The following is a 24,587-nucleotide window of genomic DNA, read 5'->3' as shown; positions in this document are numbered from 1 at the left end:
CAAACGGTTTCATCCGAAGCCCATTGTTTGGGTGCGTTTGTCCGCAGCCGTTCCTAGGCATTGCTGCTTACTTACTGTTTTGCTTTTACACGACGATCACCCCCTTCCTTTTCAGGGCGACCGTTACAAACCTTGTCGTCATCAAGTTCGGCATTGTCCGGCTACGTCTCAACCGACATCACATCCATGATCACTGTTCCGATTCCTCTGCCCGAATTAAGCGACTATGCGGCGATCCAAGCCGTAGAGGATCACGGATCCGTGAAAAGTTGTCGTGTGCAGTCGTACGCGTTGGGCGACATCTATTTGGCCGAATGGATTGATGCCAAGGAAACCACTGCCGAGCGGTTTGCATCACTTCGTTTGGAGTGGCAGAACAATGTTCGTGAGCAGCCGCTCGGGAGTCTAAAGCAGCGAGAATTTCACGATCATTCGCGTCGCTTGACCCGCGTCACTGATGTGCCTCGCGGCACTCCCTTGAAACAGCATCTCCTAGGGCATCCGTTTGACCTGCAAGACACACTCAAGACCGCCATCTCGTTAACGGCGTGTCTACAAGATTGGCACCGCATGTCGCGGGTGCACGGCTGGCTCAGCCCACAGAACGTTTTTCGTGATTCACATAATCAGGTGGAACTGCGTGACGTTTCGGTGTTAAACGTTCACGCACAGCAAGACATCCTCGCCTTTCCGGTAGAGGATCTTGTGTTCATTTCGCCTGAATCGAGTGGCTTGCTGCCGCGGATGGTCTGTCCCGCCTCGGATTTGTATTCGGTGGGCGCGATCGTCTTTAGCATGCTGTCGGCCCGAGCCCCGATCGAAGCCGCCAATGCGAGCGACTTCTTTGATCATCAACTTTGTCTCGAGCCGCCGCGGCTACGTGAACTCGGATTGCGAGTGCCAGCGGCACTCGATGACTTGGTCGTCCGTTTGTTACGCCGCGATCCTCGGGATCGTTACGAGACCGCATCGGCATTGCTTTACGACTTGCAGTCGATCGCCGAGCGACAAGCGTCGCCAGTAGCAACAAAAACGTTTGCGATTGGGACGCGTGACATTCGTCCCGAATTGGCCGAAGCCTCTTTGGTCGGCCGCGACGCCGAGCTGGAAACGATCCAAAAATCGATGCTGGCGTTACCGGAAGGTCACGCCCAGTTACATGTGGTTACGGGGGCGGAAACCAGCCATCGCCGCGTGTTTGCCGACGAGCTGCTGCTGCGGGCAAAAGCGGAAGGATTGTTTGTGTTTCGTGGCGGGGCGAGTTCGTCGACCAACCCTAAACCGCTACAGTCGCTTGATACGGTGCTGTCGGCCATCGAACTGCTCTGTCAAAAACAGCCCGAACTCGCGGCTCGGCTTGCCGCCAGTACCAAGAATCATGCCGCCACGCTGCGTGAGTTGTGGCCGGGCCTTGCCCCGCTGTGGCCAAGTTCAGCGGACCATACTGGACCGGAAGCTTACGGCAGCCAGCGAGCGGCGATTGCATTGGCCGAGGTGTTTGCTGCGCTGGCCAAAGAACCGAGCGGTGTGGTGCTGCTGTTTGATGACCTCGATATTGCCGATGACCTCAGCCGCACTGTGATCCGTACGATCATGGACCAGGTCGCGTTGGCACCGGGACATCGCATGTTGTGTGTCGTCACCGGCAACTCGCCTGAATCCTTAAGCATGACACCCGGTGGCGCCCCGATTCGACTCGGCCGTCTATCCGCCGAAGCGTTGGAATTGCATCTCGAATCGACTGCGGGCAAAATCTCCGAATCGATCAAGAGCTCGATCATCGATGTTGCTGATGGCAGTGTGACCATGGCATCAGCACTGTTGCGACGCATGATTGATACGAAAGTCGTAACCCTTTCCGAGGATGGCTGGGTATCCAGCGGCCAGTTGATCGAAGCGTTGCGGGGCGACGAATCGTTTGCGGAATTGTTGGACCGACAAGTCAACGCGTTATCGCATCACTCGCTACGAATCCTTTCCTCCGCCGCCGTGATCGGCCAACAATTCCACTTGGACATGTTGACCGCGGTGACCGGAGTCCCCTACGCGGACGTGCTGCAGGTCGTCAACGAGGCGTTGGGACGACGCATTTTGTGGCGTGAAACGCGGCCCGGATGGTTTTGTTTCGCCAACGATCCGATCCATCAACAGCTTCGCAAGCATCTTGATCCGGTCGAACACCGCGGCATCCACAAGCAAACGGTGGCCTATCTGTGTCAACATGATCCCGAGAATCTGTACGATTTAGCGTTCCATTATGATGCCGCGGGGGAAGGCGAGCTCGCGCTCACGACATCACTCCAGGCGGCTCGAGCGGCACGTCAACGATTTTCGTTGTCGGTGGCTCAAGATCAGCTCGAGATCGCTAAACGCTGGTTTTCCAGTGACGATCGAGAAACGGGACTCGAGATCTTTGAGGGACTCGGGACGATTCATCTGCTTGCCGGTCGCTATAACCAAGCAGCGGACCATTTGTACGATGCGTTGGAATTGGCCGATACGCCCTTGGAACGCGCCCGGATCCAACAGCAGATCGGCGAGGTGGCGTTCAAACGCGGCCGCTTTAACGAGGCCGCTGCCCAATATGAACAAGCGTTGGCGGTGACCGGGATCCGAGTTCCGGGGAACTTTTTTACGATGTTTTGCGGCCTTGTCGCCCAGATCTTCTTCCAAGTCATCCATAGCTTCTTGCCCGCCCGCTGGATCGCTCGCAATGCATCGTTGTCCGAAATTGACTGCTTGCGACTCGAATTGCTCAGCCGTCTTTCACGCGTCTATTGGTTCAGTCGCCACACGCTGTGGACGCTGGGGAATCACTTGCGTTCGTTGAACGAAGCCGAGCGGTTTGTACCCTCGGGGACTCTTGCTGCGTTTTACAGCGAACATGGACCGGTGATGAGTTTGCTGCGGTGGTTCAAACGCGCCAACCGATACGCCGAGCGTTCATTGGCGATTCGCACCTCGCTAAACGATGTGTGGGGACAGGGGCAAACGCATCACTATCATTGTGTCGTGATGTTGGCCGAGTGTCGTTTCGATGACGCCATCGCGACGAGTAAACGTGCGGTCGATCTATTGCGGCAAACCGGTGATGTTTGGGAAATGAACATGGCTCGCTATCAAGCGGCCAACGCGTATTATCGCATCGGGCGTTATGCCGAAGCGGCCGAAATGGCTTCGCAAATGTTTGAATCGGGCCGTCAAATCGGCGACCGACAAGCGACCGGAATCAGTCTGGATGTCTGGGCGCGTACCACACCGCAAACGCTTTCGTTGTCGCTTGTCTTGGAAGAGGCTGCGCGGTCGCGGCCCGACGCGCAAAGTCACGCACAAACGCAGCTCGCATTTGCCGTGATGCTGTTGCATCACAACCGAGTCGATGAGGCGGTGGTGGTATTGCAGGATGCGATTAAACGCTGTGAACAAGCAGGACACCTCAATACGTACATCTGTCCCTGCTATGTGTGGTTGGGCACCGCGATGCGTCGCCAACTCGAATTGATTGATCGTCGTGATGGCCGTCGCTTCCGCAAACAATTGCGACGGACGCGTTCGGCGTTGCACAAAGCAGCGACCTTGGCACGAGGATTTCCCGCCGATCTTGCCCAAGTTCGCCGTGAAATCGCCATCTGCCATCTGATGCGGGGCAACGTCCGTCGCGCGGCGAGCCAACTTCGGTCCAGTCTGAAAGCCGCCGTGCGGTTGTCGCAAGCGGTCGAAGAACGTGACTCGTTGCAGTTGCTGCAAGCGTTGTACGAAAGCGAAGCGGACTATTTTGGAACGTTTCCCGAATCGCTCTCGTTGCGACTTGCCAAGCTCAAGCAACTTTATCCTTCCGGCAGCGATGAGGCGAAGGTTTCCGGATTAACATCGACGAACTTGTCGTTGGCGGATCGCTTCGTCACGGTCTTGAAATCAGGCCGTCGGATCGCCCAAGCACTCTCGGCAGATTTGGTATATGCCGAAGCCAGCGAGTCGGCACGTCGTTTGTTGCGTGGCCAACATGTCGATGTTGTCACGATCCATCAAAACCTAAGCCAACTGGTTTTCAAACCTTGGAACGGCAAGGATTGTGAACCTGCGTGTTTGCGACGAACCGAGGCAAACGAGAAATTGATTCGGATGGCCGTGCAAACCAATCAAGCTGTTTGCTTGGATTACGATGCGAGCAATGTCGGCGGAGGCAGTGGAAGTGCAATTGCTGCCCCGATCGCGTTTCGTGGAGATCCGGTCGCCGTGATCTTGGTCACTCACCTCGAATTAAAAGATTTGTTTGGGGCGGACGAGCGGCGGATTGCGGACTTCGTTACCACGTTGGCCGGTGCTGCACTGGAAAATGCCGACGGATTCCTGCGTCTGCAACAGATGAACGATACGCTCGAACAACGCGTGTTGGAACGAACTAAGGCCGCCGAAGATCGTGCCGGTCAACTTTCCAATAGCAACGAACAGCTTCGTGCGACCGAAGAACAGTTGCGACGCGCCATCGCACAAGCCAACACCGCAAACGAAGCAAAAAGCCGGTTTTTGGCCACGATTAGCCACGAAATTCGGACGCCACTTAACGGTATTCTCGGCATGACTCGGTTGGCTCGTGGTGCATCCAGCGATCCAAGGCAAACCGGATACCTGGAAACCGTCGAAGAGAGTGGCCAGTCGCTGCTAACGTTGATCAACGACTTGCTCGACTTCTCGAAACTGGAAGCCAACAAGATGGATTTGGAACGGATTCCGATGGATTTCGAGCGTTTGGCCGGCGAGGTCAGTCGTTTGATGGCCGCGTCCGCTTGGCAGAAAGGGGTCGAGTTGGTGTGTGATGTTGATCCACTGCTGCCCAAAGCGATTCTCGGAGACCCCGCTCGTCTGCGTCAAATTATCATGAATTTGATTGGTAACGCGATCAAGTTTACCGAACAAGGCTATATCTCGCTGACCATCACGGCGTTGAGTGTTGATGATGGTGTGGACCAGTTGTCGATCGAAGTCCAAGACAGTGGTATTGGAATTCCGTTGGAACAACAGGGCAAAGTGTTCGAATCGTTCTCGCAGGCCGACAGCAGCACGACGCGGCGATATGGCGGTACCGGACTTGGGTTGGCCATTTGTCGTGAGCTCGCCGAACGAATGCAAGGCACGATCGAATTGCAGAGCGTTGTCGGTATCGGAAGTACATTCAATGTCTTGTTGCCGTTGGAACTCGCCGACGAGCAACCGCACATGCAACCGTGCCCCGTGCTCGGCAATCCTCGCGTTGCGATCATCGAGCCTCTGGATGCATCGGCACGAGCGATCGAGTCGGCGCTCGGCTCGATCGGTGCAAATGTCCAAGTGTGGCCGTGTCGTTCCGAGTTCGGCGAATGGCAATTTGATGCAAGTTTCTTTGATCACACTTGGGACTTGGTCATCTTCGGTTGTGATAAGATCGAAAGCCTTGCCAATCGATGTGCTGAGCTGAACATCCCGTGCTTGTTCCTTTTGCCTGCCCATGTGACGCTGGATGTTCAACGTGGTGAGTGGTCGGCGGAATTGCGAAAACCCGTGCTTGCGAGCGATCTGCTCGCCACGACCACCGCACTGTTGCGTCGTGATCCCGAGGTTCGCTGGACGACTCCGGAGGATGCGGAATCGAGCACGCAGCGACTGTCGTCAAAGGAGCAGGATCCGCTGAACGAGGCCGAAGCTCATTCAATGCGGCGGAAACCCAATGTGCTCAATCATCTTTCGTCTTCCCGGCTGAACGATTCTCCAGCCCAACCGCCAGTACCGCAGGGCGACGATCCGTCCGCTTCGGCGACGCGTATTCTGGTCGCCGAAGATGGCGTGATCAATCAGGAAGTGATCATGGGGATTTTGGAGATGAAAGGCTACGAGGTCATCGTGGCGAGCGACGGAGTGGAAGCCGTTGAGTTGGCAAAACGTAACGCCTTTGATATCTGTTTGATGGATGTCGACATGCCACGTATGGACGGAATCGATGCGACTAAATTGATTCGAGAGCAGTCAAGTGAAGCGTGTAAGAATCTTCCCATTATCGCGATGACAGCCCACAGCGACGATCAGATTTGGGAAGCCTGCGAGGCCGCCGGGATGAACGGCTACCTTGCTAAACCGATCCAGCCCGAGACGCTGTTCGAGATGATCGAGCGTCACGGTGCCACGGCGATCGTCGATTGCTAATTGTCCCGTCACCTCTGCCAAGTTAAAGCTCGGCAGAGGTCGCGGAAATGCAACGCAACTGCAATAAGCACTCGTCATCGGAGTCACAGAGCGCCCGCGAAAACGATCGTTATGCCGACAAATTCGATCCGACGTCCGTGCGATACGCACTCCACGCCGGCAAGAATCCGGCAAACAGAGCCAACGCAATCACCAGCGGCAATACCGCAATCTCGTAAGTGCTGGTGGTGAACAGGCCAACTCGCACCCCTGTTTGTGCTTCGATGTAACCGCTCGAACTCCAGATTGCAAAGTGCGCGAGGAACCATCCAAGCACTCCACCGACTAACGCGATGATCAAACTTTCGGCCAGGATAATGACGGTCACGGTTTCGCGGCGTGCCCCCAGCGCCCGCATCACCGCGATGTCGCGACGACGGTCGTTCATCGAGTTATAGATCGCCACCAACACGCCCACCGCTGCCACGACGCAGGTGATCAAGGTGATCGCCAGCAACGCTTTGAGTAGCGGCCCGACGATCGCTGACATCAACTTGGCGATCTCACCGACGGGGGCTGCCGCTTGTGATTGTAGTCCTTCGTTGATCGTGTTTTGCATCCCTGGTGCAAACATTAGATTACCATTGCGAATCAAAATCGAAGTCACTTCGCGTTGCGGAATCACCAGCGGTTTGTGCTCGGGGTCACGCTGTTGCCAATCCGCAGGTTCCTCGATGATTTCGTCTCCCTTGAGTGGTTTGGCGTGGTTGTCGAGCAAGTAGAAGCCTTCGAGATTCACAAACGCCGCGCGGTCGTTAGGCGTTCCCGTGGGATCGAGGATGCCGACAATTTTGAATCCTTGCCCGTGACCTTCGCCCTCGGGATCGCCATGGGTGGGGAAGAATTCCTCGCCTGCGTGTTTGCCCATTTCGGCAGCGACACGCGAACCGAGCACCGCTTCGAAGTAGCCGTTTTCGGCACTGAATTCCTGTAGCGCCCGGCCTTCGGAGAACGAAAAGGGTTCGTCGACGTCGGGGCCATGCCGTAGTTTTTCAAAGAACTCGGGCGTGGTGCCAACGACGCGAAATTCGCCGTAGTAATCGCCCAACGCCAGTGGAATCGCATAGCCGCCCGCCATGTAGCCGGCGTAGATGCCATCGCGTTCACCCAGCGCCGGATCGCCACCATAGTCACGCACCATCTCGGCCCGTTCGGCTTGACCGAAAAACTCCATGTACTCGGTAAAAGGCAGGTTCTCGATCGGTTGGCTCAAGTAATAAACACTGTTCAGCGTCAATTGCAACGCACTGCCTTTCGGCCCAACGACTAAGTTGTAGCCGACGGATGCGTTGCGAGTGAACGCTTCGCTGATGATGCCAAAAATGGACAACACCAACACCACTAACCCAACCCCCAACGCTAACGACAGCGTCGTGAGGGCACTGGACAAGGAACGATGGCAGAAATTACGCCAGGCAATTTGAATCAAGGACATGCGTCTGAGGGTTCTTTCAGTGGATCTCGAGTGCGTGCGGCGGGCTAGCGAACAATGGGCGACAGGACTATTGGCTATTGGCAAAAGCTCGGTTGATCTCTTCGAGCTTGTCGATCCGATCAAAACGCTCGGCCACGTGCATGCTGTGGGTGACCATCAACATCGCAATGTTTTCCTCGCTGCAGGAGGTGCGAATCAAATCCAATACGTTTTCCGCGCTGACGGGGTCCACGTTTGCGGTCGGTTCATCACACAGCAGTAGTCGCGGTTTCCCCGCCAATGATCGAGCGATCGCGACACGCTGTTGTTGCCCGACACTCAATTGGCTGGGGCGATAATGGGCACGATCAGCAAGCCCGACCCGGTCCAACAAATCCTTGGCACGTCCCGAGTCGGTGTTGCCATGTCCAAAGGTCATCCCCAGCCGCACATTTTCAATTGCCGTGAACGCGGGCAACAGATTGAACGTTTGGAAGACGTAGCCGATTGTGGAGGCGCGAAAACGATCGCGACCTTGTTCGCTGAGCCGCGTCAGTTCGGTTCCCGCGACTCGAATCGACCCCGAGTCGGGAACCAATAACCCTGCGATCAGATGCAGCAGCGTGGTTTTTCCGCCCCCACTTTCACCGATCAAGGCGACCTGTTCGCCCGCGGCGATTTCAAATTGGGGGACATCCAGCACCGTCAATCGACCACCCCCGGGTTGGTCAAAAGTCTTGGTCAGATCCGAGATCCGCAGCGTCGTATCAACGTTAGACATAGTCGAATTGTTGGGGATGTTTCAGGTTTTGAAATTCATGTTCAAGCCGTTGTCGCGTTCGCCGGAACGTGGTCCACCGCGAACGCGACGATAGCTGCAGCAAAAGTCAAAAGGGTCTAGCCGCGTCGCATTGCCCGTTGCAAACCGCGATCGCTATCCCGCTTTTTGAGGGTTTCGCGTTTGTCGTGCAGTTTCTTTCCTTTGACCAATCCCATCACACATTTGGCGATGCCACGCGAGTTGAAATAGACACGCAGTGCAATCAAGGTCAGTCCCCGCTCGTGCGCCCGGCCAGCGAACTTGTCGTATTCGCGGCGGTGGACAAGCAGTTTGCGAGGACGGCGGGGATCATGGTTCCACATCCCCGCGTTCTTGTAATGGGCAATGTCGCTGCCAATCAGCCACAGCTCGTTGTCTTTGACGCGGATATAGGCTTCGTCCAGCGACATTTTGCCATCCCGCATCGACTTCACTTCGCTGCCGATCAGCATCAGTCCACACTCCACCGAATCGAGGATCTCGTAGCGATGTCTCGCTTTGCGATTCTCGGTCACAATGGTCATCGTTGGCTCGGATTTTTTACCCGCAGCCTTTTTTTTCGTTTTCTTGTTTTTTGCCATAACGAGGCGAATTGTACCGCCAAGCTGCGACTTAGCGCAGCCGGGCTTCGATTATCCAGGGCACATCCACTTTTCCTACAGAACGACGGGATTTTGTGCACTGCGGTAGTGCCCACCTCGCGTGACCAATCGCCCGTCGTCTACTACAATGCGAACGATAACCCGATTTGGTTCATTCGTTCCACCGATCCCCCTACGTCCATGGCATTTCGATTACCTGTCGTCTCTGACCCTGAAATTCCTGAAGGTGCCGAAGTCAGTGCATCGGGGCGGCTGCCTCGTTGGCTGAAACGCCCGATTCCCCGCAGCAATTCCAACCATATGACGGCGGGATTGTTGGAAGAATTGAAATTGGAAACGGTTTGTGACAACGCAAAATGTCCCAATCGGATGGAATGCTATAGCCAGCAAACCGCGACGTTCATGATTTTGGGGGCCGTTTGCACACGCCCCTGCGGATTCTGTGCCGTACATCGTGGTCGACCGCCGGAATTGCCTGAATCGGATGAACCGGAGCGTGTGGCGGAAGCGGCGGCCCGCTTGGGGCTGAAGCATGTCGTGATCACCAGTGTGACCCGCGACGATTTGCCCGATGGCGGGGCCGATCACTTTTACCGCTGCGTCGTCGCCGTGCGAGAACGTACCGGGGCGACCACCGAAGTGCTGACCCCCGACTTCGTTCACTGCAAACCTTCGCTGGCTCGCGTGATCGAAGCCCGTCCCGACGTTTTCAACCACAACATGGAAACCGTGCCTCGGTTGTACCGCCGCGTGCGAGGACCGAAGAGCGACTATGCTTGGACGCTACAAATGATGCTGGATGTCAAGAAATATGACGCCAGCGTTCGTACCAAGAGTGGCTTGATGTTGGGATTGGGCGAAGAGCGAGCTGAATTGCTCGACGCGTTGGCCGATCTTCGCGAACATGACGTCGACTTTTTGACGCTCGGCCAATACCTGCAGCCCGGCGAAAAGTATCTGCCCGTAGTCCGTTACGTTCCGCCAGAAGAATTCGACGAATTGGGCGAGATCGCACGGGGCATGGGATTCAAGAAAGTCGCCAGCGGCCCATTCGTTCGCAGTAGCTATCACGCCCGCGACATGGCCGAAACAGCTGTTTGAGCTCGCGAAACTCCACCGATCAATTAACCGAAGCGAAACTCGCCAAGAGTTTCGGGGGTTTGCTTGGCAATCCTCACCCGACGGGTGAGTTTTGAAGTTGCTGTTTTTGTGCTGGAGGCACTTTATGGGATAGCCTTGAACTTTAGTCCAAGGTTATCGGTTCTGAAATTGGCACCCCGTCGCAGAGCGACGTTCTGTGGCGAACGATCAAGTCACGAAACGTCCCGTTGGGACTCGATGGATATTGGCGAAGATCCCTCGGACTAAAGTCCGAGGCTATCGAAATATGTCGCTCCTCGACAGCAAATAACGCAACTTCACAACGCATTAGCGAGGGGGCGGGGCTGGTTCAAGAGTCCCTCGCTGACGCTTCGGGTTATGATTTTTCAAAGCCAAAACCGCACGCGACCTACGACGTTTTGCACTCGGCCGACTGCAAGCTGGTCAAGGCATCAATGATCGGTACCTCGTAGCGATTGCGGGCTTCGAACAGGCTGATGTTTTCGTAGCCACACTGCTGCAGCAATTCCATCGCGGTTTCATAGCCGTCGGCAACGCGTTCGGGTTGATGCGCATCGGCACCAATCGTCACTGGAATGTTTCGCTGACGCATTTCCACCAGCATCTCGGGACACGGATTCATCTGTGAGATGGTTTTGTTGACCCCCGATGTGTTCAGCTCCATCGCCACACCAGTCGCTGCGATGCGGTCCAGCGCCGCGCGGATATCGTCCATGATCAGGTCCAGATCCCAAGCGTCGGCGGTCACGTTTTTGACCAAATCGGGATGAGCCAACGAATCAAACAGCCCCGTTTCGGCGGATTGAGCAAGGAGCCGAAAATAGGTGCGTTGGAATTCCAGCGGATCGTTGTTCCAGTATCGCTCGCGAAACTCGCCGATCTGTGGATGGACCGATCCGAGCACAAATTGGAAATCGGCCGATTGTAGCTGCTTTTCGACGTAGCTCTCGTGTCCCTCGAAATAGTCGGCTTCCATCCCCAATCGGACTTCGACGCGTCCTGCCCACTCGTTTCGCGTTGTCTCGACCAGCGAAACGTATTCGTCGAACTGGTCTTCTCGCATGCGGACATGTGCCGAAAAGCCATTGGGCATCGGGTTGTGGCACGTCACGTTGATCCCACGCAGACCACGCTGCCAGGCCGCCTCGGCATACTCCGTTGGCATCCCGTCGGCATGCATGCATAAAGGGGTGTGGGAGTGGGATTCAAATAAAATTCGCTCTGTCACGACTCGTCGATTTCCATTGTGGGTGTTCTCGGACGCCATTTTTAGGCAAACTTCATTTCAACCATACTTGTCGCTCCCCGAAAGTGACAAGGGCACCCTGGCCTACAATTTGACGCATACGACGAAACCGAGTTCATGGATCTGCTGGACCCTCGCTACGAAGACGACGCTTCCCCGCCGCTGCCGATGTTGGTCAGCGGGATTGCGGGCGTGCCAGGATACAACGCATTTCATTACTTTCGCGACCGGTATGGCGATCAAGTCATCGGGGTTCGTCAATCCAATATGTGGCCGCTATCGGGCGACGGCATCGTCGCCTGTGATGCCGAAGACGCCGACAGTGTGGCCAGGTTGTGGGACCAATATCGTTTCCGCAGCCTGCTGAATTTCGGTGGTTGTTGTCGATTAAAATCATGTGAATTAAATGTCGACATGGCGCATCGGGTGAATGTCGTCGGTGCCGAGAACATGATTGCTCAAGCCGTCCGGCACGATGCCCGCGTGATCCATTTGTCGGTCGACTTGGTGTTCGCGGGCCGCGACGGCGGAAGCTACGACGAACAAGATGCCACGGATCCGGTGACCGTGTACGGCGCAAAGATGGTCGAAGCCGAGAACGTCGTGCTCTCGCAGTGCGACAATGCATGTGTGCTTCGTATCTCGTTACCGATGGGGATCAGTTTCAATGAGCACGCCGGTGCAATCGACTGGATTGCGTCACGGTTCAAGCAGAACAAACCGGCAACGCTGTTTACCGACGAAGTACGGACGCCGACCTATACCGATTGCATGAACGGATTGTTTGCCACGCTGTTGGACAAGCCTCTCACCGGTCTGTATCACGCCGGCGGACCACGGCGTTTGACGTTGTATCAAATTGGCCAGATCGTCAATCGCGTTGGCGGCTACGATCCCGATCTGCTGCACAAGTCGCTGCGACACGAGGCCGGGCCGATGCCGCCCCGCGCCGGCGATGTGTCGATGGATTCGTCCAAGCTGCAGCAGGACCTCGGCTACAACCCGTTTGACCCGTGGCCGCTTACCGACGAATGGTTGCCGACGCACGAGCGGTGGCACTACGAACGCGACGACGGTTTTTCAGGCTCGGAAGCAAAAATCAAATCCCTGCTTTACCAGAACCCAGACAAGCCCGGCATGGTGCCGCCGAGTCGCAATGAAGTGTGGGGAGCGAGCCGGTTTGCGTAAGCTAATGTGGGGGTAGCTAATGTTGGGGTAGCGAAACTCGCCAAGAGTTTCGGTTCGCAATGTAATCCGCCGAAAGTCTTGGCGACTTTCGCTACGTCACCGCCCTGCCCTCAATCCTTCACTGCGTTTTTGTCTCGTGCGATCCACATGCTGCAGTGAGCGTGCTGCAGGACGAACCGCGACACACTGCCCAATAGCATGCGGCTGATCCGGCTGCGGTGCGAGTCGCCGATCACCACCAGATCGGTCTTTTCTTCTTCGAGTCGTTCGATGATCGCGTTGCCGACGTGGTCGGTTTCCACCACGTCACACGAGATTTGATCGCTGGACAGTTGCGAATGCTCGCTAACCAGTCGTTCGCGGCCCGCTTTCAAATAATGCATCGCGGCAATCCGTTGCTCACTGCGGTATTGCACGATATTCGGCATCAAATCAGGGCTAAAGCCTTGAAATACTGGCACCACGCCGAGCAGGCTGATCGCGGCGGTGGTGGTCCAATCGAGTTGCGTGAACTCGTCGATCGCTTCTTTCGAACCTTCGCAATCGTTATATCCGATCGTGATTTTCATCGGGTCGTCTTGCGAACATTGATGCAGCGGTTGGCGTGCGACAATCACATTGCACGGTGCATGCGTGGCAACATAATCGCTGACACTGCCCAACAACATGCGGCCAATTCCCGAATGCCCCGTCGCTCCCATGACAACGAAGTCACTCGCGTTTTGCTCGGCAAATTCGACAATGCTGTGGCCGATATCGCCGTGCAGCATCTTTCGATTGACCGTGGTCGCGAAGTCGCCCAATGCCGATTCGGATCGCGCCATATAGCGATTGGCTTCCGCTTCTTGGTGGTCACGGAAATCTCGCAACAACGGATCCGTTAAATCGCCATTGTTCAGCGGAAAGAAAACATTCGTTACGATGTCGACGTGGACCGGTTGTGGAATCGGCAATCGCATTAAAAACGCAATCGCATCGTCCGCTTGAGGTGAACCGTCGGTGGCGAGGATGACCTTCGTCATTGCTGCTTCTTTCCTTGCGAATCGTGGTTTACAGTTCCAAGAACAAACGAGACGGGTCCTCAATGATCTCTTTGATCGTCTTCAGGAATCCGACCGCTTCGCGTCCATCGACGATCCGGTGATCGTAGGTCAACGCGACGTACATCATCGGGCGAATGACGACGTTGCCATCGATCGCGACAGGCCGTTCTTGGATCGAGTGTAATCCGAGGATGCCGCTTTGCGGAGGATTCACGATCGGAGTGCTCAGTAGCGATCCGTAGACTCCTCCGTTACTGATCGTAAAGGTGCCGCCAATCAAATCAGCTGGCTGCAATCGGTTTTCACCTGCTTGGCGAGCAAATTCGGAGATCCCCGCCTCGACGTCGGCAAACGACATGCGTTCGACGTTTCGCAAAATCGGAACGACCAATCCTTTACCGCCTCCGATCGCGACTCCGATATCGTGGTAATGACGATAGACAATATTGTCATCGCGAATTTCCGCGTTCACGAGCGGATAACGCCGCAGTGCTTCGACGGACGCTTTGGCAAAGAAGGACATGAATCCGAGTTTCACCCCGTGACGCTCTGCGAACGCGTCTTTGTATTTCTTGCGGATCGCCATCACCGGCTGCATGTCAATTTCGTTGAACGTCGTCAACAGTGCCGCGGTTTGCTGAGCCTCGACCAAGCGGGCGGCAATCGTACGCCGCAGCATGCTCAGCGGTTTGACCTCTTCGCTGCGGTTGGGGACCGATTCGGCCACCAACGACGTGGACGCCGTCGGACGCGGCGCGGGGCTGGGAACACTTGCCGCTGGTTTGGGGGCAGCAGGGGCTGCCGGGGCATTGCCGCGGTTGCGAACGAACGCCAACACGTCTTCTTTTAGCAGTCGACCACCCGGTCCGGTGGCTGGCACCTGGTTTTGCGATAACCCGTGCTCTTCGAGCAACCGTTTCGCAGCGGGCATGATGAACGAGGCGGATGTGCCGCCTGCGGTCGCTGTCGCGCCGCCGCCCGCCGCGGGCTGGCTTGATGCGGATGGCCCACCCGACGCCGAGGGGCTCGCCCCGGCGCTGGCCGAAGGAGCAGATTCCGATGGGGGGGTGCCGTTTGAGGCGGGAGCGTCACTGAGGCGGATTGAAGCGATTGTTTCGCCGACCAAGGCAAATTCTTCGGATGCTTTTTGAATATTCTCAAGAAATCCGGATCCGGGAGCAGGGATCTGTACCGACGCCTTTTCGGTTTCGATTTCGACGAGGTCCTCCCCGTCCTTCACCCAATCTCCCTCTTGTTTGAGCCACTGACCAATTTGCACTTCGCTAATCGATTCACCAACGGTAGGGACGTCGACGTTAATAGATTCGCTCACGGTTCGTATCAGCTCGTAAGAAAGAGGGCAAAACGGACTAACTACTGGTTTGATCGTGCAAAACAGACTTTGGCACGTTCGCATCATCCTACCGCGTGTTTCCGATCGTGTCAGCGACTCGGCGGTTTCAAAATGGGGGCGTGCGACGAAACGACGTTAAAGCCTAGCGAATGTGCCGAATGCAGTTCTTGGTTCGCGCAGGTAGCCGATCGAGGTACGAGTGCGTCCAAATTTACCACTCCGCATGATGAAGCGACCGCTTTCGGATCGATGACGCATGAGGCGGCAATTGGGATCGAGGCACGTTCGGGTCGATTCCCTCCTTTTCAATTCAATCAGAGCCGCCCTCTTATTCTTGAAACTCCTTTTAAAACATCACTCGTTTGAGCAATGGAAGACTCTACCCGTGGCAATCCGATTCAAGTCGCCGTGGTAGTACTGCTACTTGTCGGTGGCGGCTGGTATTTTTTCAAGAACTATAACATCCAAGGGCTCGACGGGGTGCGTGTCTCGCCCAAGAACGAGTTGTGGGATGATGCCGAGCTAACGAGTTTTCCGGGCGAATCTGAATTCAGCGGCGATTCGTCTCGATTCGTGTCCGGCATTGCCGCAGCCCCCAGCGCAAGTGCGTCTGAGAACCCGTTCACATCGACAGCTCGCACTGCGGTGACCGCGACGCCGGCCAGCGTGACGCCACGATCATCGGCCCGCATCGCCAACCTGCGAATCGCATCATGGGCGCTCGATGGATTTGGCCCGACCAAGTTGGCCAATCCGATCGCCCGTCAAAACATTGTGCGGATTGTGCACCAGTTTGACATCGTCGCGCTACAGCAAATTGCCGCGATCGAACGTGATTTGATCCCTCGTTTGATCGACGAGATCAACCAATCCGGCCGCCGATACGACTTTGTACTTGGCGAGTCCAATGGGCCCGCCGGGCGTCAGGAACAGTTGGCGTTTGTATTCGATACGACGCGAGTTCGCGTCGATCGCAATCAAACCTACACCGTCGCCGACCCCCAAAATCAAATGGGGTATGATCCGTTGGTGGCATGGTTCCAAGCCGCCCAACCGCCAGTGGAAACCGCTTGGACCTTCTCGCTCGTCAATATTCGGGTCGATCTTGGCCAAGCCCCGGTCGAAGTCGCCTTGTTGCCTGGGATTCTAAAAAGTGTTCGCAATGACGGACGCGGCGAGGACGACGTCGTACTGGCTGGGCTGTTCCAAGCCGATGATGCGTATTTGGTGCCAACGCTTGTCGGTGACAACGTGGTCGCGGCGGTGCGGAGCGTTCCTACGGATGTGTTTGGCCGCTACCAAACCAGCAATATCTTGATGGATACAACCTTTTGCAGTGAGTATCTCGGCCGCGGTGGTGCCCTCGACTTTCTGCGAGTCTACAACATGAGCCTCGCTGATGCGGAGGTCGTGACCAGCCATTTGCCCGTGTACGCCGAGTTCACCGCAATCGAAGGCGGGCGGCTGTAGCCATCGAGGCCCCATCGAGGCCCCATCGAGGCCTGTTAGCGAAACGCCGCGAGCCCAATGCCGTCTACTTTTGCGTTAAACGAGTGGTGTTTATAGCGGAGCGGCGCGAGCCGCCCGGTCGCAGCGTGGATAAAGCGTTCGGGAAATAGCGGGCGACGTCCCACATCGCACCGCTTAACAAACGCTCGGGTCGAGCCAATCTCCAGCGCAGCGCGAGCCAAAGGATGGGCTCAGGTAAGAGAGTCTGGCAGTATCATTCGCACTGGTCAGGGAAAGGTGGCGCGGACGATTGTTATGGGGGGCCAAACAATCGGCAGGAACCCTTTTTAGGGGGATTTCTCGAGACGGGGCTACCTCCGTCAGGCTGATTTCGCCCCCCGCGTGATTGCATTATGGTAACACGAAATCATGACAACATCGCAGCCCGGCTGAATCGCTCGGCTGCTTTGTGACGACCACGAATTTATTGCGAGAGATTTTCAAAGTGAACGGATTGCAAATTGGACTGCTTGTCATCGCCGTGTTGGCGGTCCTGATCGTGCTGCTGGCGATCTACTCGCCACGAACCTTTGTCCGCGGATTCATGCGTCCGATTCTTGCTACGTTCTATCGCAAGCGAGTCGTGGGACTCGAGAATCTGCCCCGCGACCGTGGCTATGTGATCGCCAGCAACCATATTTCCTGGATCGATGGGATCTTGCTGTTGTGGATGTTGCCCAAAAATATTCGCTTTGTCGTTGATGGATCCAACTTTAATAGTCGAATCGGTGGCTACTTGGGCCGAGCCTTTGACACCATCCTGATGTACTCGGGCCCCAAGTCGATCGGCCGCGCACTGAAGACGGCCCGCGAAGGTTTGTCCAACGGCGATGTGATCGGGATTTTTCCCGAAGGCACGATCACGCGGACCGGGCAACTGCAAGCCTTCAAGCCAGGGATCCAAAAAATATTGAAGGGCACCAATGCCGCGATCATGCCGGTTTGGTTGGAAGGGATGTGGGGCAGCATCTTTAGTTTCTCGGGTGGCAAGTTCTTCTTCAAATGGCCGACCCAGTTCCGCCGCACGCTGACACTCTATATCGGACCGCCGTTCGAAGGAGACGCGCCGTTGGAGCTGGTTCGATCGCAGGTTCAATCGCTCGGGGCGCGGGCGACCATCGAACAACGCGACAAGTTTCCCACACTCGCACGTCGCGTGATCCGCGTCTGGCGAAAAAAGGGAAGCAAGATCCAGTGTGCGGATTCGATGGGCACCGAAGTCACTGGACGCGAACTGCTGATTCGAGTGCTGGCGCTGCGGCGTGTGCTTCGCCGCGATGTGCTCGATCGTGATGAGTCCACGGTGGCGATCTTGTTGCCCCCGAGCGTCGGAGGTGTCGCGACCAACATCGCGTTGACGATGGATCGCCGAGTTACCGCGAATCTGAACTACACCGTATCCAGCACGGTGATGAACCACTGTATTCACGATGCAGGAATCAAACATGTGCTGACGAGTGAAAAGTTTCTCAGCAAATTGGATTTGCAACTCGACGCCGATGTCGTGCTGCTCGAATCGCTCAAAGACAAAGTCACAAAGTGGGACAAGGCTGTTGCGTTCATCCAGGCGGTGTTGCTGCCCGCAGCGGTGCTCGACCGCGTCCTGGGGCTACACAAAGTCGACAAAGACGACTTGCTGACGATCATCTTCACCAGCGGTTCGACCGGGATGCCCAAGGGAGTGATGCTGACTCAGGCGAACATCAGCCATAACGTCGACGCCATCGAACGCGCCGTCAAACTTAATTACCAAGACGTCGTCATCGGCGTGCTGCCCTTCTTTCACTCGTTTGGCTACAGCGTGACGCTGTGGGCAGTGATGACGTTGGGACCGACCGGGGTTTATCATTTCAACCCGCTCGATGCTCGCCAAATTGGTAAGCTGGCGGCCAAGTTCAAGGCGTCCGTGCTGCTCGGAACCCCCACCTTTTTGCGAAGCTATCTGCGCCGCGTCGAACCAGAGCAATTCGCGACATTGGATGTCGTCGTGGTCGGCGCCGAAAAAATGCCAGCCGAACTGTTTGATGCCTTTGAAGAACGATTTGGCGTCCGTCCCGTCGAAGGCTATGGAGCGACCGAGCTCAGCCCGTTGGTTTCGGTCAACATTCCCCCCAGCCGTTCGGCGGCGAAGTATCAGGCCGACCGCATCGAAGGCAGTGTGGGACGCCCTCTGCCAGGAATCGGCGCGCGAATCGTTTCGCCCGAGGATGGCAGCGAACTGTTGGCAGGCCAAGACGGCATGCTAATGGTAACCGGTCCGAACGTGATGAAAGGTTATGTCAATCAAGACGAATTGACTCGCAAAGTCGTCCAGGACGGCTGGTACGTGACCGGGGACATCGCCAACGTCGACGATCAAGGTTTCCTGCATATCACCGGCCGGCTGAGTCGATTTTCAAAGATCGGCGGCGAGATGGTGCCACACCTTCGCGTCGAAGAAGAAATCGCCAAAGTGTATGGCTGCGGTGCCGCAAGTGAGGCTGCGGACGCAGCGGCACAGGAATCCGACATCGAGCGGCCAACGGTTTGTGTGACCGCCGTCCCCGATGCCAAAAAAGGCGAACGATTGGTCGTGCTGCATTTGCGGACCTCCAAAACGTACGACGAAGTGCGGGCCGGATTGGTCTCGGCTGGTTTGCCAAACCTGTTCATTCCCTCGTCGGACAGTTTTCTGGAGGTCGAAGAGATCCCACAGCTTGGCACCGGCAAACTTGACATCAAGGGAGCTCAGATGGTCGCCAAAAAGCATTTTGGCGAAGTCTAAGCCCGCCGTCGCCGCCGCCGTTTTCCGGGTAGCGGGACTCGTCTAGAGTTTCGATCGTTCATCGCGGGACGACGGAGAAAAGTGCTAGCTCATCTTTACAGATAAGACGCTCGCCAACGTAGAAGACGCTCGCCAGCGTAGGGGTCCGAGTGATGCATTTGCGTTGCAAGATTATCTCTCTGCGATCACCTCGAATGAAATGACTTCGTTGGCTTGCAGGTGAGCGATCGTCGCAAAGAGATCGTCTGACCTCGGATTGCCCGAACTACTCAGCATCCGCATCAAACGCTTCGGTGTTTTGCAGACTGCCCCGTCCCTTAAATGCGTCCTGACAGCAGCTCGATGAACACAAAAAAACACCGGCACACTCTGCCGGAGCAGGTGTGCCGGTGTTTCAGAATTGACTCTCGTTGACTACTAGCTTTCGCCCACTCGCAGAGCGGCGAAAGCGAACCGAACGGAATTCGGTCATCATTTTCGAAAGACGTTTAGAATTCGCCGTCAATCGTTTCTTTGGACGCGCGGGTACCCAGAGCACCCCACAAACCGTACGGGCTTTTCGATCCAGGGGCGACGCCGGGGCTGCCTTGCTTGACCACCGGCGAACGTGGATTTCCGGCTTCGATCGAGTCGGTAATGAACTTCACAGCTCCGTCACCCATCAAGATGTGGACACCGCCTTGGTGACGGCTACTTGGTGGCAGAACCCCAGTATCGAAGTCGCCACCGCCACCGATACAAACCTCGCGATTGGGCGGCAGCATGGTCGTAAAGCTGGTGTAGGTTGGCACCGAATCACTCCAGCGAAAGCCACGCTTCCAACTGTTACTACGCAGTCCGGGATTCGAATTGCCGATCGACGGTTCCCAGAACTGAGGTCGCTCGGGATCCGTCAGCCCCGCATCGAGACAAGCCGAAGGGTTCGCGTGAATCGTTCCCCAGCCGATACCGAAGTAGGGATCGGTGCGAATATCGCGGTCACCTAGTCCGGTGGCGATTTCACCGACCGCGACCGTGTTTGCCAAACCGTCCAGCATGTCACGGAATTTCATCGACTTGCGATTGTAGAAGAAACCGCGATTCGAAGCGTTTGCACTGTTGATGTGGCCCTGGTTCCATGAACCACCCTGCCATCGCCAGTACCCCCAGTTGACCCAGTCAGTGCTGTCGCCGATGCAGGCCGCATAATTGGTTCGAGCCATCGCCGGGGCTCCGGTTCCAGGATCGCTCGGGCATCGGAATGCCGGCAGCTCTGTCATCCAAGGCTCGTAGTTGGTTTGCCAAGGCCAAGGTCCCATGGAGTAGTAATCAATCGTGCCATCATTGTTTCTGTCCATCGGGTTGCTGATTTGTTCCCACAACGCCTGTTGTTCAATAAACGGTGTGATCCCAATCAGCCAACTGAGGCGATAGCGGTTATTGTTACCCCCATTGCTGTCGAGGTCATAGGTGCCCCCAGATTGCTTCGGCAGCTGCTTGTAGGCGGAGTGGTAATTGTGCAACGCCAACCCGATTTGCTTCATGTTGTTGCTACAGCTCATCCGCCGAGCTGCTTCGCGAGCGGCCTGTACCGCTGGCAGCAGCAGCCCCACGAGTACCCCAATAATTGCAATGACCACAAGTAGTTCGACCAGCGTAAAACCGGTCTTGGTTTTATGACGCAAAACCATCGAAAAGCCCCTTTTTTAAAAGAGTAAAAAATGACATTGGAGGGGTTTGGTGTTCCCTCACAAAAGTCAGCAAAATAGACAATATAAGCAGTCTGTCAGATTAGCACTGCGAGCGGATCGACCAGTAATGTGACCGTAAAGTCAATAGTCGGCTCGCAGGGTTGGATAAGCCACCGTTATGTCGGCGGAAATAAGATGTTGCGATTATTGGACCACCCACAATTATGTCAACCTGAAAACGTTGCAGCGGAGCTGGATTGGCGAAAAAAAACACAAGGTCGTGTTCGCATGTGCACTTTTGTGGCTAGTTTTTTTTTCTCCGTTCCCGTCGACGGTTGGAGATCGATCAGGCATTGGTCGGAGATCGATCAGGCATCCAAATGCGAAATGACGACAAACAAGATCACCAAAAGGGGGGCGGTCATGATTCATCCTGCGTCAATCGATTGCACCTCTACGCCGACTTCGATAGGTTGACTCGAAACCATTTCAGCAGGTATTCGAAAAGGCGGCTGACCCATTTGTGTGGGATCGTGCGAGACAAGAAATGTTTGGTCACAAAAAACAACTCGTAGCGTTGCGTGCGCGACACTTTGTCGTGATGTGCGTTTTCTCGCTGGCGTTATGCGGGTGTCAGCCGTCCGAGGGCCCCCCGCCGGCGAGTTCGCCTGCGGAGTTGCAGCCAGCTGATGCCGAGACGAACCGAGAAGCAAAAAAACAGCAGCAGCTGGCTCAAACTGCGAATCTGATTCGAAATGGACGTCTGGACGACGCTGAAAAGATCCTGAATCCACTTCAAATTCAGTATCCGAACGATTTGTCCGCTGGCACCTTGAGGGTGCTGCTGCTGTGCGAGCGAAATCAGGTGCAAGAAGCTGTGGTTGCCCTGGACGAACTGGCAAATTCGCACCCGGACAACGCGGTGCTGCTGAGAGTGCAGGCTGCGGAATTGCTGTTCGAAAATGGCAGCGACTTGGCAGCAATACAACGTTTTGACACCTTGCTGCAGCAACACCCCGATTTTGTCGATGCGCGACGCCGCTTTGCTCAGCAGCTAAATCAGCGAGGCTTTCGTAGTGAGGCAAATCGTCAATTAAGACTTTTGTCGAACCAAGCACCGCTTGAGCTTGCCGAACTAAGGGCACTTTGCTTCCCTCATCGCGTGGGGGTCGATATTGCCGAAAAGCCTGATATTCATGATGCCCAACAGCTTGGGTCCCTTGGCGTGTTGAATGCGGCTCGAGCACTTCGTTCCCAAGGGGATATACGAGAATGCTTGCAGCTGTTGGATTCCCGCGATGAGCTCTGGCAACAGCACGCCGCAGTCGAAACGCTGTACGGCTGGACATTAGCCGACTCTCAACAACAGGACCGACTGGATCGTTGGCTTGGTGGACGCAGTGAACAATGGGAATCGTACAGTGAGTATTGGTTGGCGGCGGGGCATGCCGCGATCCGTCAATCGCCCGACGCGGCAGCAGCCTGTTTCGCGACCGCGATCCGCTTGGAACCCAACAGCGTGGAAGCACACAACGCGATGGTGCAGTCGCTGCAACTAGCGGGAGACCAAGAAATGGCGGAGGCGTTTCGAGAGCGAGTCCGCATGGTGCAGCACGTTCAACAATTGATTCGCCGCATGATCAATTCAAAACAAATTGATCCGCGTGACTATTCGGAAATGTCTGCGATCATGCAGGCGATGGGACGTCCGTTGGAATCCGTGCTATGGCAAGAATTGATGTTCACGAAGCTGGCTCCGGGATCGGACCAGCTTAGAGAATTGGCCGAGTATAAGCCGAAATTGTTAGCCCAACGACCTGATGGGTTGGACATGACGCGGCTGCTGTGCGGTTTTGCGCCGGTGAATCCAGCGGTCGTGGAGACTTTTTTAGCATCGCTTGAGCAGCAAACGTTGACGGTACCGACGACGTCGATGCAGCGGGGCTTGGACAATGCGATAGTCAAGGCGAAACCGGTTCCTCCCGTTTTTACGAACGTGGCCTCCGACGTGGGCCTTCGCTTCGCGTATCAGAATGCGGCGCCTCCGGTTGCTCGCCATTTTCAGATTTTCCAGGCTTACGGTTCTGGCGTCGCCTGCTTGGATTTTGACGCCGATGGCTTGATTGATTTGTATTTTGGTCAAGCTGCTTGCAACCCGCCCGAGGATACGTCGGAGCTGCCCAATGGTTTGTTTCGCAACCGGGGAGCAAAATTTGAAAATGTCATCTCGGCTTCCGCTGCGGACGATCGGCACTACACCACGGGGGTCACCGCAGGCGATTGGAATCAAGATGGTTTTCCAGATCTCGCACTGGCCAACCTCGGCCCCAACCGCTTGTTGGTCAACCAAGGTGACGGGACGTTTCGGGTGCAAAACGTTGACCCCATCTGGGACGAGCCCGAGTACACCACTTCGCTGGCGATTGCCGATGTGACTGGCGATCATTTGCCTGATCTAGTCGCCGTCAACTACATCGACGATTCCGATATCTATCGACCGATCGAATATGATGCAACAGGAAAGCCGATTCGATTGCCTGGGCCGTTGCATTTTCAGCCGGGGCTTGATCGCTATTTTGAAACCGCCCCCGCAGGAAGTTTCAACGCGAAAACATTTGGTAACTCAGCTTCCGAAACAGCCAGTTCCGGGCTCGGATTGCTGGTCAGTGACATCGACGGCGATGGTGGGATCGATGTTTTTGTGGCCAATGACCAGCGCGCGAACCAGTTGTGGATGCATCGCGAGACGGCTGCGACGGGAGAGTCCACCGCCACGGAGCAGCAGCAGTGGTCGGACGTCGCGGTCGCCAAGGGAGTCGCATATGGTCAAGGCGGAATGCCAATGGCCTGCATGGGAATTGCGGCAGCCGATTTCGATGGCAATTTGTTGATGGACCTGCATATCACTAACTTCGAAAACCAGTGGTCCAACCTGCTGATGCAGAATGCCTCGGGCGTTTTTTCCGATTTGGTTGTTCCATATGGGCTGGATGCGCTAACACGAAACATGTTGGGTTTTGGAACGCAGGCAATCGATTACGACAACAACTCGACCTGGGATCTCGTAACCGGGAATGGGCATATCGAAGATTTTAGTGAGCGTGGAATTGATTTCGAAATGCGTTCACAGCTTCTCGTTCGCAGTGGCAGCCAATTTCGGGAAGCGACCGTTGACGGTGATGACGACTATTGGCAAACCGGTCATCTTTCCCGTGGCATGGCCCGATGTGATTGGAATCGTGATGGACGCGTTGATGTGGTGGTCACGGATCTGAAGAAGAACGTTGCTCTTTTGGAAAATCGAACGGATTCAACCCGCCATTTTCTGCAGCTGGAATTGGTGGGATCCCGTTCCGAACGCGACGCGATCGGTGCCAATGTCACCATCCGCTGCAATGACCAAACGTGGGCCGCCACGGTGCAAACCGGTGATGGATACCTGTCTCGAAATGAAAATGTCTTATGCTTCGGTCTTGGCGATTACCAGCAGGTGGATGCAGTGGAAATCACCTGGCCAAGTGGAGAAAGTCAAACGTTCGAGCAGTTGTCGGTTGATAGCCGTTTTTTGATTATCGAGGACGAGGATTCCGTTTGGAAACGCTGGTGAGGGAGGCGTCCGCGGGATGTACCGTTTCCTTG

Annotated in this window: 13 protein-coding genes; 6 read left to right on the top strand and 7 right to left on the bottom strand. The window is 55.8% G+C overall.

The features are described 5' to 3' along the window. The first annotated feature begins 186 nt into the window (after positions 1-186). A complete protein-coding gene (locus tag ABD971_RS23225; RefSeq protein WP_345326024.1) occupies positions 187-6,177 on the top strand; it encodes an ATP-binding protein in 5,991 nt (1,996 codons plus the stop codon). 109 nt (positions 6,178-6,286) lie between these two features. Here the strand turns inward: ABD971_RS23225 and ABD971_RS23220 are convergent, their stop codons facing one another. The 3 genes from ABD971_RS23220 to smpB form a co-directional block, all read right to left on the bottom strand. After that, positions 6,287-7,651 (bottom strand): ABC transporter permease, encoded by a 1,365-nt coding sequence (locus ABD971_RS23220; protein ID WP_339938890.1) that lies wholly within the window; start codon positions 7,649-7,651, stop codon positions 6,287-6,289. 67 nt (positions 7,652-7,718) lie between these two features. Beyond that, the gene (locus ABD971_RS23215) at positions 7,719-8,411 is read right to left on the bottom strand and encodes an ABC transporter ATP-binding protein (protein WP_339938888.1); all 693 of its coding nucleotides are present in this window, start codon (positions 8,409-8,411) and stop codon (positions 7,719-7,721) included. 116 nt (positions 8,412-8,527) lie between these two features. After that, entirely contained in the window at positions 8,528-9,031 is a 504-nt protein-coding gene (gene smpB / locus ABD971_RS23210; protein ID WP_339938886.1) for an SsrA-binding protein SmpB, read from the bottom strand. Between the two features lie 201 nt (positions 9,032-9,232). On the opposite strand from smpB, the gene lipA reads away from it, so the two are divergent. Then, a complete protein-coding gene (lipA, locus tag ABD971_RS23205) occupies positions 9,233-10,153 on the top strand; it encodes a lipoyl synthase (RefSeq protein WP_339938884.1) in 921 nt (306 codons plus the stop codon). A 409-nt stretch (positions 10,154-10,562) separates the two neighbouring features. Here the strand turns inward: lipA and ABD971_RS23200 are convergent, their stop codons facing one another. Further along, the gene (locus ABD971_RS23200) at positions 10,563-11,441 is read right to left on the bottom strand and encodes a histidinol-phosphatase (RefSeq protein ID WP_345326020.1); all 879 of its coding nucleotides are present in this window, start codon (positions 11,439-11,441) and stop codon (positions 10,563-10,565) included. 96 nt (positions 11,442-11,537) lie between these two features. Between ABD971_RS23200 and ABD971_RS23195 the strand changes: the two genes are divergently transcribed. Beyond that, positions 11,538-12,608, top strand: coding sequence for an SDR family oxidoreductase (locus ABD971_RS23195; protein ID WP_345326018.1), 1,071 nt, complete (start codon positions 11,538-11,540; stop codon positions 12,606-12,608). A gap of 110 nt (positions 12,609-12,718) precedes the next feature. Here the strand turns inward: ABD971_RS23195 and ABD971_RS23190 are convergent, their stop codons facing one another. Then, positions 12,719-13,630, bottom strand: coding sequence for a universal stress protein (locus tag ABD971_RS23190; protein ID WP_345326016.1), 912 nt, complete (start codon positions 13,628-13,630; stop codon positions 12,719-12,721). Positions 13,631-13,658: 28 nt separating this feature from the next. After that, entirely contained in the window at positions 13,659-14,984 is a 1,326-nt protein-coding gene (gene odhB / locus ABD971_RS23185; RefSeq protein ID WP_345326014.1) for a 2-oxoglutarate dehydrogenase complex dihydrolipoyllysine-residue succinyltransferase, read from the bottom strand. Positions 14,985-15,374: 390 nt separating this feature from the next. On the opposite strand from odhB, the gene ABD971_RS23180 reads away from it, so the two are divergent. After that, on the top strand, positions 15,375-16,475 hold the full coding sequence (locus ABD971_RS23180) for an exonuclease/endonuclease/phosphatase family protein (RefSeq protein ID WP_345326012.1): 1,101 nt from the start codon (positions 15,375-15,377) through the stop codon (positions 16,473-16,475). A gap of 493 nt (positions 16,476-16,968) precedes the next feature. Continuing rightward, positions 16,969-19,278, top strand: coding sequence for an AMP-binding protein (locus ABD971_RS23175; RefSeq protein ID WP_425571359.1), 2,310 nt, complete (start codon positions 16,969-16,971; stop codon positions 19,276-19,278). A gap of 488 nt (positions 19,279-19,766) precedes the next feature. Here ABD971_RS23175 and ABD971_RS23170 read toward each other — a convergent pair whose 3' ends face one another. Then, a complete protein-coding gene (locus tag ABD971_RS23170) occupies positions 19,767-20,948 on the bottom strand; it encodes a DUF1559 family PulG-like putative transporter (RefSeq protein WP_345326008.1) in 1,182 nt (393 codons plus the stop codon). Between the two features lie 547 nt (positions 20,949-21,495). Between ABD971_RS23170 and ABD971_RS23165 the strand changes: the two genes are divergently transcribed. Further along, positions 21,496-24,555, top strand: coding sequence for a CRTAC1 family protein (locus ABD971_RS23165; RefSeq protein WP_345326006.1), 3,060 nt, complete (start codon positions 21,496-21,498; stop codon positions 24,553-24,555). The last annotated feature ends 32 nt before the right edge of the window (positions 24,556-24,587 follow it).

It is taken from the genome of Novipirellula rosea (genome assembly GCF_039541335.1).
Taxonomy (GTDB): Bacteria; Planctomycetota; Planctomycetia; order Pirellulales; family Pirellulaceae; genus Novipirellula; species Novipirellula rosea.
Note: the sequence above shows the minus strand (reverse complement) of the source record. Positions and strands in the feature narration are given on the sequence as shown.